The sequence below is a fragment of the Bradyrhizobium sp. genome, assembly GCF_049798375.1.
In the GTDB taxonomy this organism is placed as follows: domain Bacteria; phylum Pseudomonadota; class Alphaproteobacteria; order Rhizobiales; family Xanthobacteraceae; genus Bradyrhizobium.
In genome coordinates this window covers 1-13,630 of record NZ_JBARGP010000241.1, presented here as the reverse complement: position 1 = coordinate 13,630, position 13,630 = coordinate 1, and the positions used below count along the sequence as shown (strand labels likewise).

Here is a 13,630-nt window from a genome sequence, read left to right as displayed (position 1 = left end):
GCGCAGCCGGCCGGGCGCGGGCAATCCACCGCGCACGACCACATCTAAGGAATTTCGGATCGGCTCCGAACATCCACCCCAAGACCCAAGTCAAGACCCAAGCAGATCCCAAAACGGCAGGACAACGACACGCAAGTCGCGAACGGATACTCACATCCGCCCGGCTCCATTCGTGGGCTCGGGCCTCAACTCCTGAGCCCGCGATGTTGCCGCGACATTCAGCTTAAACGACCCCGGGACCAACGCCCCACATCCGGAGCACGCAAAAAGCGCGACTTCGTGTCCCGATTGTGGGGCCAGCGGCGGCAAGACGCAACGCCGTAACCTGCCGGATATCTGAATCTTGGTATTATAGTACGTAAGGCGTGCCATATTCGTGCGCGCTAACCATGCTTGGATGGCTTCGGCCTCACCCGCGATCGGTCGGCTCAGAGGGGACGGGACGCATGGCGTCCCGATGCGAGATGGCTGCATCGGAGGCAGACGACACGCCTTGGTCCGCCCGGCTGCGCGTCGGCGCGCCGCCGTCGGTATCGGTGCCGGTGGCGACCGCGCTCGTCGTCGCCGACATGATCGGTGTCGGCGTCTTCACCAGCCTCGGCTTCCAGGTCAAGGATATCCCGTCCGGGTTCGCGATCCTGCTGCTGTGGGGGATCGGCGGCGTCGTCGCGCTGTGCGGGGTCTTTGCCTATGCCGAGCTCGGCGGCATGTTTCCGCGGTCGAGCGGCGAGTACAATTTCCTGTCGCGCGCCTTTCATCCAGCGATCGGCTTCATGGCCGGATTCGTTTCGGCAACCGTCGGCTTTGCCGCGCCCGTCGCACTCTCCGCCATGGCCTTCGGCCATTATGCCACGGTGGTGCTGCCGGGCGTGCCATCGCGGTTAATGGCGGTCGGCGCGGTATGGCTGGTATCGCTGGTGCAACTCGGCGGCGTCAGGTATTCGAGCAGCTTCCAGCTCGTCTCCACTATTTTGAAGGTCGGCCTGATCGCAGCTTTTCTGGTCGCCGGCGTCCTGCTCCCATCGCCGCAGCCGGTCAGTTTTGTGCCGGCGCTGTCGGATCTTGGGCTCATCGCCAGCGGACCATTTGCGATCGGACTGGTGTTCGTGATGTACGCCTTCTCGGGCTGGAATGCCGCGACCTACATCATCGGTGAGATGCATGCGCCCGAGCAGAGCCTGCCGCGTTCGCTGCTCGCGGGGACGGCAATCGTGCTGGTGCTCTATATCGCGCTCAATACCGTGTTCCTGCTGGCGGCGCCAATGGGGAGTCTCGCCGGCCAGCTTCAGGTCGCAAGCATCGCAGGCAGCTACATCTTCGGCGAGCTCGGCGGCCGGATGGTGGCGGCGATGATCTGCATCGGTCTGGTGCCGTCGATTGCCGCGATGATGTGGATCGGGCCGCGCGTGACGATGACGATGGGCGAAGACGTACCGGCGCTTTCCATTTTCGCCCGCCGCTCGAGGGCCGGCGCGCCGATCAATGCCCTGCTGCTGCAGCTTGCCGTCGCCAATCTGATGCTGTTGACCGATAGTTTCGAGGCCGTGCTGGACTTCATCCAGTTCTCGCTGCTGGCGTGCTCCTTTCTGACCGTGCTCGGCCTGTTCAAGCTGCGTGTCACGCATCCCGATCTGGCGCGGCCGTACCGGGCCTGGGGATACCCGGTGACCCCCGCCGTCTTCCTGCTCGTGACCGGGTTCATGATGTACTATCTGTTCGCACAGCGGCCGTTGCAGGCGATGCTAGGCACGGCGGTGATGATATCAGGCCTGCTGATCTATCTGTTGGCGCACCGGCGTCCGGGCGCGCGCGCCGCGGGCGCATATCCAAGCCGAGAGGTGCGATAATGCGCATCCCGACAATGCTGGCGATACTTGCAGGCGTGATCCTGCTGACGCTCGCGCCCGCTTCTGCGGCCGAGCCGGCCAGCGCCGACGATACCGCGCGCCTGCTGGCCGGCCTGCCGCCGTCGGCGGCATCGCCACTCACGCCCCTGACGCAGGATGCTGCATGGCAGCGCCATCAACGCTTCTTCGACAGCGCCTTCGCCCAGCTCGAGCAGCGCCAGCTCTCGAAGATCCATGCCTGGGCCGATGCCAATCTGGCGGCGCCGCGGCCGGCGATGTTCTATTTCTTCTCCGGACCCGACTTCCTCTACGCGGATGCCTTCTATTCCAAGGCAACCACTTATATTATGGCCGCGCTGGAGCCGACCGGGCCGATCCCGGATTTGACGAGACTGCCGCGCGCGGGCATCGGGCCGTCGCTGTCCTATGTCGAGCGCTCGCTGCAATCGATCCTGAGCTTCTCGTTCTTCAAAACCAAGGACATGAAGACGGATCTGAACGAGGGCGCGATCAACGGCACACTGCCGATCCTCTACGTCTTCCTGGCGCGCACCGGAAAAACCATCCGCAGCGTCGGCCTGGTCTGGCTCGATGCCAACGGCGTGCTGCATGAGGCCGGTGAGCCGCCGCCATCGAATGCGACGCGCGGCGCTCGCATCGTCTTTGGCGGCGCCGACGGCGCCGAAAAGACACTGTATTACTTCTCGACCGACCTCTCCAATTCGGGCGTGACGTCGAGCGGCTTCCTGAAGTTCTGCGCGACCGTCGCTCCCGGCAACAGCCTGCTCAAGAGTGCGTCCTATCTGCTGCGCTCAAGCCATTTCTCGACCGTGCGCAGCTTTTTGCTCAACAACAGCACCACCATCATCCAGGACGATTCCGGTATCCCGCTCGCGGCTTACGATTCCAAGGCCTGGCGCTTCTTTCCGTTCGGCCGCTATGCCGGGCCGATCGAGAAGTTTCCAAGCATGTATCAGCAGGGTTATGCCAAGCTGTTCGAGCGCGCCCAGCCGCTCGACTTTGGCATCGGCTATCGCTGGCGGACGCAGGAGTCCAACCTGCTGCTCTCGATCAGGCTGCCGGCGGGCGATGCCAGCGCCTCAGCGGAAGCGGCGATCCCGCCCGAGACGGATGAACCGCCGCAGCGCGCGCGGCATGCCCCGCGAACGCCGGCGCCGTTATGGCCACCACGGCCGAGCAATGGCTACTGGTTCTTGCCGCGTTGGTAGTCAATCTCGTCGATGCTGGCATAATCCTGGCTGCTTCACGGCGGTCGCGCAGGCGGTCATTGCGGACGCGCCGAAAGCCAGTCAATGCGGATGTCTGAGCTTCTCGGGATCTCGCTGCGGTCGGCCTTCATCCAGCGGAGAAGGCGTCCTGCATGATATCCTCCACGTCGGATCCGGAGCCGAGCATGCGATAGGCGACGCGCATCAGTTTCGAACGCAGCGGCGCGAACCCGGCGGCTGCATTCTCGGCTCTGCATCCTGCATCAGACGGCCGCCTTTGCGGCGGCTTCGACCTCGGCCGGGTCGGCCCAGAGGCGAAAGCCAACTGCGAGCCGATTCCAGCCGTTGATGATGTTGATCATCAGCGTGAGCTTGACTTGTTCTTCCGCCGTGAAATGAGACCACAGCGCTTCGTAGGCGGTGTCGTGCCGGTGCCCTTCGGAAAGCCGCGTCAATGCCTCGGTCCAGCCGAGCGCCGCGCGTTCGCGGTCGCTATAGCAGGGAGCGTCGCGCCAGGCGGGCAGCAGGTTGATGCGCTGTTCGGTCTCGCCATTCTCCCGCGCATATGTCGTATGCAGGTTGAGGCAATTGGCGCAGCCGTTGATCTGCGAAGCACGGATCTCCACCAGGTGAATAAGGCTCGGCTCGAGACTGGAAGCGATGGCGATCGATGTACGCTGCCAGTTCTTCATCAGCGCAGGTGCCACGGCGAATGGGTTGATCTCGTTGGTCATGATGAACTCTCGTTGCTGGTTCAGCCATCATGACGAGCGGGCATCGGCCGGTGTGACATGCCCTGCGGAATTATTTTACCCGACTGTGAGGCCGGCCATTCACGCGTCGACCGACACTCCGCCTTGGCTGCCGAAAACGCAGTTCGCGTCACCAACGCACGTGCTGGCTAGGGACGATATAGGCGGTGGTGCTGGGAGGCAGCGCGATGCTGTCGTCGTAATAACGCCAGGCGCCGACGATGATCACAAGCAACGCCAGGATGGCGAGCAGGTCGATCTGCCTGGGGTCGTGCCCTGTCGGGCCTATTCGGAAACGCATGCTGTTTCCTCCCGTCAGGAAACATCATATCAACGCGAGGGGCGAGGCGGCCGTTCCGGACGACGGTGCCGGGCGTCGCGTAGCTCGCCACATGCTATATAATAGTATCCGAACCCTGGGCGCTTCAAAGATTTGTCTGTTGCTATGCAACGTATCGCTGCGCCGCAACCAGTAACCAAGCAAGACTAGCCTGGACCGTTGACACCGCGCCAGCGCGCATAGCGCCACGGCAAATACCAGCGTGCCCCGACAGGGGTACCGGCAGGAATGTTGTCGATTCCTGAGGTACCGAACGGTTGGCAGCGGAGCAGCCGCGCCAAGGTCATCCAGCCGCCCGCCCACAGCCCGAATCGATCGATCGCTTCATCCGCATAGACCGAGCAGGTCGGCAGGTGGCGGCAGTTGTATCCAACGAGCGGAGAGAGCGTGTGGCGATAGATCCAGATCAGCACGCGGGCGCCACGCCGGGGCAGCCCCGGTATCATACGGGCAAACCCATGGTCGTGGTGATGATGGTCACAGAATGAGTGTTTCATAAGCGATATGCTTTGATCCAAGCTGTTATATGCGCGGTTCCTGTGCTCGGAACCCATGCTCGCGCATATTTGTGTGTCATTGCCGCAAATACCACACCTTTTTAGCGGCAATGCAGCATGTCGTAGCTGGACGGTACGCAGTCACCCGGATAGGTTTTGCTAACGGGAATGTGACAAGATCGTGTCGCGTTGAGTCGGAACTTATTACAGCTAGACTTACCAGTGCGGCACTAGCGCTTGGGCTTGGGAAGGATTGCGTGTGAGATTTTTGACGTCGCTCAAACTGCGCTGGCTGCTTCTTGGCAGCGCAGCCCTTAGTGTAGCGCTCGGCTGCGCCATCTTCACCCTTTGCAAACCGGCCCAGGCAGGTCCCGCGCTGGAAGAGCGCAAGCTGCCGATGCATTTCAACTGGGTGGCCTGCGATCCGAATTGCGGATGGGTGTCCGCGGTCGGTATCGTCACCGGCGATACGCCGAAAGATTTCGAAGACTTCGCCAAGGGCCGCGATCTCAATGGCACCACGCTGGTGCTGGATTCGAGCGGCGGCTCCGTCAACGATGCAATCACGCTCGGGCGCAGGTTCCGCGGCCTGAACTTGCGCACCACCGTCGGCATCAGCTCGCGCAGCCGCGGGCAGGGCAGCCAAGCCAGCGTCGCGCCGGAGGCTTATTGCGAATCGATGTGCGTGTTCCTGCTGCTCGGCGGCAGCACGCGCTACGTGCCGGATGCGGCGCATGTCCGCGTACACCAGATCTGGATGGGCGATCGTGCCGACGACGCCAAGACGGCGAGCTACACGGCGCAGGACCTGACGATCGTCGAGCGCGATATCGGTCGGCTTGCCAAATACACCTTCGACATGGGCGGCGCCGGCGACCTGCTGTCGCTCGCGCTCAACGTGCCGCCGTGGGAAGATCTGCATGAGCTGTCGCGTTCCGAGCTTCGGCAGACCAATCTCGTGACCACGGACCTCGTGGCCGAGGTGCTGCCGCAGGTGAAGGCCGGCACCCCGATGGCGGCCGTCGCCCCCAAGGGCACGGATCGCTTTGTCGCCGAGCAGGTCCACGAGCAAATCCAACCGGTGCAGAAGTCGACCCGGACGGCAGAAGCGTTGCCGTCCAACACGGTCGCGACAACGCCGGCGCAATAAAAGGCGGGAACCGGTTATCCCGCCGTGGCGGGCTGACCGGCTGGCTCGGTCTCCGGCTCGGTCTTGGCGGCGGCGGCCTGCTTGCCCGCTTTGGCCTCGATCTGGTTGATGGCGTCGACCACGGCGTCAAAGGTCAGCATGGTCGAGGCATGGCGCGCCTTATAGTCACGCACCGGCTCGAGCAGCGCGATATCGGCCCATTTGCCCTCCGGGGGCGCGCCGTTCTCCTTCAGCATCCTGCGCACCGCCTCGCGCAACTCCCGCAACTCGGCCGCGTTCGAGCCGACCACATGGCGAGCCATGATCGAGGAGGAGGCCTGGCCCAGCGCGCAGGCCTTCACGTCATGGGCGAAATCGGTCACGACCGGACCGTCCATCTTGAGGTCGATCTTGACCGTCGAGCCGCACAGCTTGGAATGCGCGGTGGCACTGGCGTCTGGATCCGTTAGCCGTCCGAGGCGCGGAATATTGCCAGCGAGTTCGATGATCCGCTTGTTATAGATGTCGTTCAGCATGCCCAACGTTCCCGGATGTGCCGGCGCGCAAGCGCCCATTTACCGGCGCCGACGGACTTGGCGGGCGGTTTTCACCGCCCTATATTGCAGTTATATGGAGCCGAATGGCGGAAATTCCAGCCATATCCTCAGGCGTTCCGGCGCAACAGCCGCCCCGTCTGCCGGTGACACTCCGGTCGGGCACCGACCGGTCGAACGGAGAAGAGATGGACGCTTTGATCAAGACCTTGCGCTCGAACAAGCCCGATTCGAAGACCGCCGATGCGAAGGCAGAGGCCAAGCTTCCGGAGCGGTCCGCCGAGCTCGATCCCTCCGAATTCATGGCGGCCGCGGTGCGTGCCGACCGGCCGCGGCCTTCGCGCGCGGAAGCCGAAGCCGCAGTGACCACGCTGCTCAGCTATATCGGTGAGGAGCCGACCCGCGAGGGCCTGGTCGACACTCCGCGGCGGGTGGTCGAGGCCTATGACGAACTCTATCAGGGCTATCACCAGTGCCCGGCCGAGGTGCTCAACCGGACGTTCGGAGAGACCGCGGGCTATGACGATTTCGTCCTGATCCGCGACATCGAGTTCACCTCGCAGTGCGAGCATCACATGATGCCGTTCTATGGCAAGGCGCACATCGCCTATACGCCGGTCGAGCGGGTGGTGGGCCTGTCCAAGCTGGCGCGGCTCACCGACATCTTCGCGCGGCGGCTGCAGACCCAGGAGCACATGACGGCGCAGATCGCGGCGGCGATCGACGAGATCCTGAAACCCCGCGGCGTCGCCGTGTTGATCGAGGCCGAGCACACCTGCATGTCGGTGCGCGGGGTCGCCAAACATGGCGCCATCACCTTCACCAGCCGCTTCACCGGCATGTTCCGCGACAATCCGGCGGAGCAGAGCCGTTTCCTGTCGATGGTGCGAGCGCCGCAGAGATAGCTCGGCTAGTCTCCGCTGTCATCGCCCGGCTTGACCGGGCGATCCAGTATCGCGGGACAGCTCGACTGGTCTTTTCTGCTGTGGCGTACTGGATCACCCGCCTCCGCAGGTGATGAGCCCTGAAGATGTCGTGCGAGCGTCGCAAAACAGCTTGGACGACCTGTGCGTTAGCGAGGTTATCGTGTCTTCATCCTCATCTGAGCGCGAAGAAGGGCTCGCGTTCCTGCCCAAGTTCGACGCTGCGGGCCTCGTGACCTGCGTTACCACCGACGCCGCGACCGGCGACGTGCTGATGGTTGCGCACATGAACGACGAGGCGCTTCGCAAGACGATTGCGACCGGCGATGCTTGGTATTTCAGCCGTTCGCGCAATGCGTTATGGCGAAAAGGTGAGAGCTCCGGTCAGACCCAGCGCGTGGTCGAGATGCGCACCGATTGCGATCAGGATGCGGTCTGGCTTCGCATCGAGCAGCAGGGGGCTGCCTGTCACACCGGCCGGCGCTCCTGCTTCTATCGTAAGGTCGAGCGCAGCGCCGACGAGCCGCGGCTCGCTTTCGTCGATGCCGACAGGCTGTTCGACCCGGCAACCGTCTATCGCAAATAGGGCGCTGGCCGAGCGCGGCAACACGCGCCTGCGCCAGTGGCCTAGCAAGTGATGGTGCGGGGTTTCCGAATTTAACGCCCCATTAACCATAACCGACGCAAGTAGGCGATACAGAAGCGCGACGCGACTCCGCAAGTGCGGCGCGTTCGTTGCCAGGATCTTCGCTACCTAGAACGGGTCCCTCGATGTCGGTCGACGCATCCACCCCCTCGTCCACTGGACCACTCGATACCGTCCGGGCCAAGGTCGCCGGCGCGATCAAGCAGGCGGCTGACACCGTTGGCGCCAGCTTCGAATATCTGCTGTCCACCGCGAAGATGGAGTCGGACTTCAATCCGTCCGCCGGCGCCTCGACCTCTTCGGCGCACGGTCTCTATCAGTTCATCGACCAGACCTGGCTCGGCACCGTGAAGGAAGCGGGCGGCCAGCTCGGCTACGGCCAGTATGCCGACGCCATCAGCAAGACATCGTCGGGCGAGTACACGGTCAGCGATCCCTCGATGCGGCAGGCGATCATGAAGCTGCGCGACGACCCCAAGGCGTCGTCCTCGATGGCCGCCGCACTGACCCAGTCCAACAGCTTCCAGCTCACAGGCACGCTCGGCCGCCGGCCGACCGATGCCGAACTCTATATGGCGCATTTCATGGGGGTCGGCGGCGCTGCCAAGCTGATCACCAGCGCGCAGGACACGCCGCGGGCCACCGCCGCCCAGATGTTTCCGGGCGCGGCGGCGGCGAACCGGCCGATCTTCTACGACCAGGACGGCAACGCGCGCAGCGTCTCGCAGGTCTACTCGGTGCTGACCTCGCGCTATTCCGGGGCGGCCAATTCGTCGACCACGCGCGGCGCGCTGGCGCTCTATAGCGGCCCGTCGAGCGTGGCTGCCGGTGCCGCGATGCCGACGACCGATACCGCGACCTTCCTCTCGATGTTCCCGGATGCGCGGAATGGCCAAGGGCAGGGACAAGGGCAGGGTCAGGGCGCCACGGTCGCTTCCGCCGAGGGTTCGTCGACGAATACGACGACTTCCTCCGCCGATCCGATGTTCCGCTCACTGTTTCAGGTCGACGGCCAGCCGCAGCAGCCGATCTCGCCTTCGGTACGAGAATTGTGGGGCCACGGGTCGTCGCCATCGGTCCTCAACGCCGCACCGAACGGTCAGGCCACCGGCAACGCACCGCGACCGCTCGATCTGTTCAGCGATCCGAACGGCACCTTCTCCGGCTGATGCATTTTCGCGCCGTGTCTGGCTGAGATCGCGACCAACCGCTTGTGAAATCTGAGGAAAAATCGACGGGCGCAAAACCCGCGCGGCGCGCTTTGCCGGCTGGGCAGAGGCAGGACGATGCGATCGCCGTCATTCCTGTTGCGAGCACTGCTTGCATCATTCGCCCGAAAATTGCTGGCTGGCTTTCCTTCCTCTTAATAAAACGTCAATTAAACCAGCGACTTATGGTGAACGCTTTGTTAAGCGTCATGGTTTACCGTCTGTGATGTTGAGGCCTTGTCGGTCTCGTTTCGACAGTTGCGTAAGCCGGAAAGACCATGATCGTTCGGCAGTTTATCAGTTGGGTTAGAACCGCGTCCGCCGGTGAGCGGGCTGATGCGACGCGGGCCCTGGCGCGAGCCTGGGTGATCTCGGATCTCTCGGATGAGGATCGGGCGGCGGCCGAAGGCGCGCTGCTGATGCTCCTGGATGATCCGTCGCCGCTGGTGCGGCAGGCGATGGCGCAGGTGTTCGCGCATTCGCCCGATGCACCCGCCGCCATCGTCCAGGCACTCGCGACCGACCAGGCGTCCGTCGCGCTGCCCATCCTGCAACATTCGCCGCTGCTGATCGATGCCGACCTGGTCGACATCGTCGCGACCGGCAATTCGGACATGCAATGCGCGATCGCGCGCCGCATCGGTTTGCCCGCAACCATCTGCGCAGCGATCGCCGAGGTCGGCAGCGCCGCCGCCGCACTCGAGCTGATCGAGAACGCCACCGCCGAGCTGCCGCCGTTCTCCTGGGACCGCATCGTCGAGCGCCACGGCCATCTGGCCGCGATCCGCGAGTCGATGCTGGTGCTGGACGATCTGCCGGCCGCGACGCGTGCGGCCCTGGTGGGCAAGCTCACAGAGACGCTGGCGCAGTTCGTGGTGGCGCGGAACTGGCTCAGCGCCGACCGCGCCGATCAGGTCGCGACCGAGGCACGGGATCGCTCGACCATCGCCATCGCCGCGCAGACCCGCGATGGCGAGCTGCAGGGCCTGATTCGTCACCTCAGGGCCAATTCGCAGCTCACCGCGGGCCTGATCCTGCGGGCATTGCTGTCGGGCAATATCGAGCTGTTCGAGATCGCGCTCTCGGAGCTTTCCGGCCTGCCGCGGGCGCGGGTGGCCTCGCTGCTCAACGATCGCGGCACCGCCAGCCTGCATGCGCTGCTCGGCCGGGCCGGGATTCCGGAATCGACCTTCGATGCCTTCCGCAGCGCGCTAGACGTCTGCCACGAGACCGGCTTTGCCGATACGCTCTCCGGTGCGGCGAACCTGCGGCGCCGCATGGTGGAGCGCGTACTCACGCACTGCTCGACCGAGCACGATGCGGCCGAGCCGCTCCTGATCCTGCTGCGCCGCTTTGCGACCGAATCCGCCCGCGAGGAGGCACGCAGATTCTGCGACCAGATCATGGCGGAAGACGCCGAGGCGGCGCTCGACTACGCGCCGCTCGCGGCGTGAGGGTTGCGGGTTCGCGCCGTCGTCCGCAGCGGTCGATGACCGCCCGAGATGACGCCGCGCCCGCACTTGTCGTCCCGGCCTCGAGTCGGGACCCATAATCACAGCTATTCATGATTGGTAGGCTGTGGAGCTCCAGCGCGGCTTGACCACGACCGTCAGCGGTTATCGGTCCCGGCGCGAGGCCTGGACGACGGCGGGTAGGGCTGATCGACCGGAGTGGAAAAGACCTTAATCGCCTGGCACGATGCTCGGTGCCAGGATGGCTTCCAAGTGCTCGGGCCGGTCGCGGTTGACGTGAACGAGATATTCGTCCGCGACCTTGCGTAAGCGGCGGCTGAGTTCGCGCGCCGTCGAGACGGTATCGAGCAGGGTGTGGTCGCGCACGATCGCCTGGATCGCGTTGATGTGGTGGGTGAACAGCTCCGCCGGGACCTTCTCGAGGTCGGGCGCATGCTCGATGATCCGGCACAGGCTGTCGGCGGCGGCTGCCGCGGACGGAAAGCCGAAGGTCGCCGCATCGCCCTTGATGTCGTGTGCGGCGCGAAACAGCTCGTCGCAGGCATCGTCGGTGAAGCCGTCTTTTTGAATCGTGGCGTAGGCGGCGGAGAGGCGGCCGGCCTCGCTGTCCATCCAGGATTTGAACTCGCCGGAGAGGCCGGCAAGGGCTGCTTCGGCACGGGCGATGGGATCGTCAAGATCCTTTTCGTCGACCCGGCGCAGCACCTTCTTCAACGGATTGGGCTGGGTGATGACGTGATGGGTCGCGTAGGCCTTGACCTCGATGTCAGGAGCTTTGTCTTTCGCCATCGTCTGTTCCTGGCTTGCGTTGCTCGCGTTCACGCGTGGTGCGAAACGCGATCCGGACCTCGTGCCGTCGCCGCGCTAGACGGTCGTTCGTGCCTTATCGAGCAGCGACGGTTGCTGCACGACTTCATACTCGCCACCGACGCGGCGCTCGGGGCCGATATAGGCGGTGCCGGTGGCGCGGCGCCGATCCGGGCCGAAATAGGTCTTGGTCTTGATGAAGGGACGGGGATTGGCGACCACGTTGAGGATGCGCTGATAGAGGCCCTTGGCCGAGATCGGCTTGGCGAGGAATTCGGTGACGCCGGCGTCGCGGGCGACCGTCACGCGCCGCTTCTCCGAATGGCCCGTCAGCATGATGATCGGTGCGTAGGGGTTGCCCTTGGATTCCGGCTGCCGGATCATCTGCGCGAGCTCGAGGCCGTCGAAGATCGGCATCGCCCAGTCGGTGATGACGATGTCCGGGACGTAATGGGTATACATCTCCAGTGCGGTGGCGCCGTCTTCGGCCTCATAGGCCTCGCGCGCGCCGAACGAATGCAGCAGCGTCCGCAGAATCCGGCGCATATGCGGATTGTCGTCGCAGATCAGGAAACGCAGCTTGTTGAAGTCGATGCGATACATTGAACCGGCCCGGCTCCGCAGAGTGTCGGTATATTTGCGTTAACCATAACGGGCCGAGGGTTAACGAAGGGTTGTCGCAGCCGCCCGCGCGGCTGCGTTCCCGGCAAAAAGCCAAAAGACGGGGAGCGTCAGTAGCCGAACTGCTCGCGTAGGATGCGTTCTTCCAGGCTGTGGCCGGGGTCGAACAGCATCCGCATCGAGATGGTCTTGTCGGACAGCACCTCGACGCGGCGGACGTCGCGCACCTCGTCATGGTCGGCGACGGCCGCGACCGGCCGCTTGTCGCCTTCCAGCACCTCGATGATCACATAGGCGGTGTTCGGGAGCAGGGCGCCACGCCAGCGCCGCGGCCGGAACGCGCTGATCGGCGTCAGCGCCAACAGTGCGGCGTTGATCGGCAGGATCGGGCCCTGCACCGACAGATTATAGGCGGTCGAGCCTGCCGGCGTCGCCACCAGCACGCCATCGGCGATCAGCTCCGGCATGCGCTCGCGCTCGTCGATCAGGATGCGCAGCCGTGCGGCTTGCGCGCTCTGGCGAAACAGGGAGACCTCATTGATGGCGTGATGGATATGGACGGTGCCTCCGACATCGGTGGCGCGCATCAGCAAGGGATGGATGACGGATTCCTGTGCCGCGTTGAGTCGGGCGCGCAGTTCGTGCTGGCTGAATTCGTTCATCAGGAAGCCGACGGTGCCGCGATGCATGCCGTAGATCGGCTTTCCCGTGTGCATATGATCGTGCAGGGTCTGCAGCATCAGACCGTCGCCGCCGAGCGCGACGATGATGTCGGCGGCTTCCGGATCGCAATTGCCGTATTGCTCGGCGAGATCGACGAGCGCGGCTTGCGCCTCGCTGCTCGGGCTCGCGACAAAGGCAATCCGGTCGTATCGCTTGGACGTGTTCATGCACTCACTGGCTCGATGGGCCGCCGATGGACTGAGCCTTGTCGTCTAGCCGACCTTGGGCCGACTTGTCGAGACGAGGGGCTTCCGCGGCGAGGTTCGCAGGTTAATTGGGCAGCTCTGACGCGGTTGCGGTCGAAAAGCGGGCCACCGGAAGGCCGCACCCGCTCCGTCATACCGGTGTCATTTCTCCTGCAAGCTGCGAACCGGATCCCAATCCGGCGTGGCGCCATCAGCAGCCGCGTTTCTGGCGCGCTCGGCAAACAGCGCGCTTGGCCGGTCAACGGCCGCCGACCTCGCAAAGCTGTTCGCGGCGCGCTGCAATGCGCCGGCGCGCCAATCGGCAAGGCCCGCGGCGTAGCCGGCGAGGAGGTCTTGTCGTTCGGCGCCGATGTCTGTGGCGAAGCCGTGCAGCTCGAAGATCCTGATCGCCTGCGCGCGGCCCTTGACCCTGATGGTATCGAGTTCGCGCCAGCCGAAGGCGTCGCCGGCCAGCGCCACGGTGGTATCGGAGGCAATGATGGTGGTGCCGTAGAACTTGTTGGCTCCTTCGAGCCGCGATGCGACGTTCACGGCATCGCTCATGACCGAGTAGTTGAAGCGGCGCTGCGAGCCGAAATTTCCGACCAGGGCGTCGCCGCTGTTGATGCCGATGCGCTGGGCAACCTTGATGCCGTGAAATGCCGTCGAGCTGTGGTTTAGCTCCGCGAGCCGCGCC

Annotated in this window: 15 protein-coding genes and 1 pseudogene; 7 read left to right on the top strand and 9 right to left on the bottom strand. The window is 64.3% G+C overall.

The genetic code is table 11. The features are described from left to right. The first annotated feature begins 464 nt into the window (after positions 1-464). Together WA702_RS10385 and WA702_RS10380 are read left to right on the top strand one after the other, a co-directional pair. Positions 465-1,847 carry an APC family permease gene (locus tag WA702_RS10385; RefSeq protein WP_425110428.1) on the top strand — a complete coding sequence of 461 codons (1,383 nt, stop codon included), beginning with the start codon at positions 465-467 and terminating at the stop codon, positions 1,845-1,847. Continuing rightward, a complete protein-coding gene (locus WA702_RS10380; protein WP_425110427.1) occupies positions 1,847-3,076 on the top strand; it encodes a hypothetical protein in 1,230 nt (409 codons plus the stop codon). Before WA702_RS10385 ends, WA702_RS10380 begins: the two co-directional genes overlap by 1 nt. A gap of 107 nt (positions 3,077-3,183) precedes the next feature. Here the strand turns inward: WA702_RS10380 and WA702_RS10375 are convergent. The 4 genes and pseudogenes from WA702_RS10375 to yidD all read right to left on the bottom strand — a co-directional run. Next, positions 3,184-3,413: pseudogene (locus WA702_RS10375) on the bottom strand (sigma factor); the annotation flags it as partial. Beyond that, positions 3,340-3,810, bottom strand: coding sequence for a carboxymuconolactone decarboxylase family protein (locus WA702_RS10370; RefSeq protein WP_425110426.1), 471 nt, complete (start codon positions 3,808-3,810; stop codon positions 3,340-3,342). The pseudogene WA702_RS10375 and the gene WA702_RS10370, both read right to left, overlap by 74 nt. A gap of 148 nt (positions 3,811-3,958) precedes the next feature. Further along, entirely contained in the window at positions 3,959-4,129 is a 171-nt protein-coding gene (locus WA702_RS10365) for a hypothetical protein (RefSeq protein ID WP_425110425.1), read from the bottom strand. Between the two features lie 185 nt (positions 4,130-4,314). Continuing rightward, complete coding sequence (gene yidD, locus WA702_RS10360) at positions 4,315-4,665, bottom strand: membrane protein insertion efficiency factor YidD (RefSeq protein WP_425110424.1); 351 nt, start codon at positions 4,663-4,665, stop codon at positions 4,315-4,317. Between the two features lie 253 nt (positions 4,666-4,918). Here yidD and WA702_RS10355 point away from each other — a divergent pair, with 253 nt between their 5' ends. Further along, positions 4,919-5,815, top strand: a complete 897-nt coding sequence (locus WA702_RS10355; RefSeq protein WP_425110423.1) for a hypothetical protein — start codon at positions 4,919-4,921, stop codon at positions 5,813-5,815. 14 nt (positions 5,816-5,829) lie between these two features. On the opposite strand, the gene WA702_RS10350 is transcribed toward WA702_RS10355, so the two are convergent. After that, entirely contained in the window at positions 5,830-6,330 is a 501-nt protein-coding gene (locus WA702_RS10350) for an iron-sulfur cluster assembly scaffold protein (RefSeq protein ID WP_425110422.1), read from the bottom strand. 206 nt (positions 6,331-6,536) lie between these two features. Here WA702_RS10350 and folE point away from each other — a divergent pair, with 206 nt between their 5' ends. The 4 genes from folE (at position 6,537) to WA702_RS10330 (ending at position 10,579) form a co-directional block, all read left to right on the top strand. Then, complete coding sequence (folE, locus tag WA702_RS10345; protein ID WP_425110421.1) at positions 6,537-7,253, top strand: GTP cyclohydrolase I FolE; 717 nt, start codon at positions 6,537-6,539, stop codon at positions 7,251-7,253. A 181-nt stretch (positions 7,254-7,434) separates the two neighbouring features. Then, a complete protein-coding gene (gene hisI / locus WA702_RS10340) occupies positions 7,435-7,857 on the top strand; it encodes a phosphoribosyl-AMP cyclohydrolase (protein WP_425110420.1) in 423 nt (140 codons plus the stop codon). A 185-nt stretch (positions 7,858-8,042) separates the two neighbouring features. Continuing rightward, complete coding sequence (locus WA702_RS10335; protein ID WP_425110419.1) at positions 8,043-9,086, top strand: lytic transglycosylase domain-containing protein; 1,044 nt, start codon at positions 8,043-8,045, stop codon at positions 9,084-9,086. Between the two features lie 317 nt (positions 9,087-9,403). Continuing rightward, positions 9,404-10,579 (top strand): DUF2336 domain-containing protein, encoded by a 1,176-nt coding sequence (locus WA702_RS10330; RefSeq protein ID WP_425110418.1) that lies wholly within the window; start codon positions 9,404-9,406, stop codon positions 10,577-10,579. Between the two features lie 228 nt (positions 10,580-10,807). Here the strand turns inward: WA702_RS10330 and WA702_RS10325 are convergent, their stop codons facing one another. From WA702_RS10325 to WA702_RS10310, 4 genes are all read right to left on the bottom strand, one after another. Next, positions 10,808-11,386 carry an Hpt domain-containing protein gene (locus tag WA702_RS10325; RefSeq protein ID WP_425110417.1) on the bottom strand — a complete coding sequence of 193 codons (579 nt, stop codon included), beginning with the start codon at positions 11,384-11,386 and terminating at the stop codon, positions 10,808-10,810. A 75-nt stretch (positions 11,387-11,461) separates the two neighbouring features. Then, complete coding sequence (locus WA702_RS10320; protein WP_425110416.1) at positions 11,462-12,007, bottom strand: response regulator; 546 nt, start codon at positions 12,005-12,007, stop codon at positions 11,462-11,464. A gap of 128 nt (positions 12,008-12,135) precedes the next feature. Then, the gene (locus tag WA702_RS10315) at positions 12,136-12,915 is read right to left on the bottom strand and encodes an NAD kinase (RefSeq protein WP_425110415.1); all 780 of its coding nucleotides are present in this window, start codon (positions 12,913-12,915) and stop codon (positions 12,136-12,138) included. A gap of 180 nt (positions 12,916-13,095) precedes the next feature. After that, positions 13,096-13,630, bottom strand: a 535-nt coding sequence (locus WA702_RS10310) for an adenylate/guanylate cyclase domain-containing protein (protein WP_425110414.1), incomplete at its 5' end; no start/stop codon positions are given.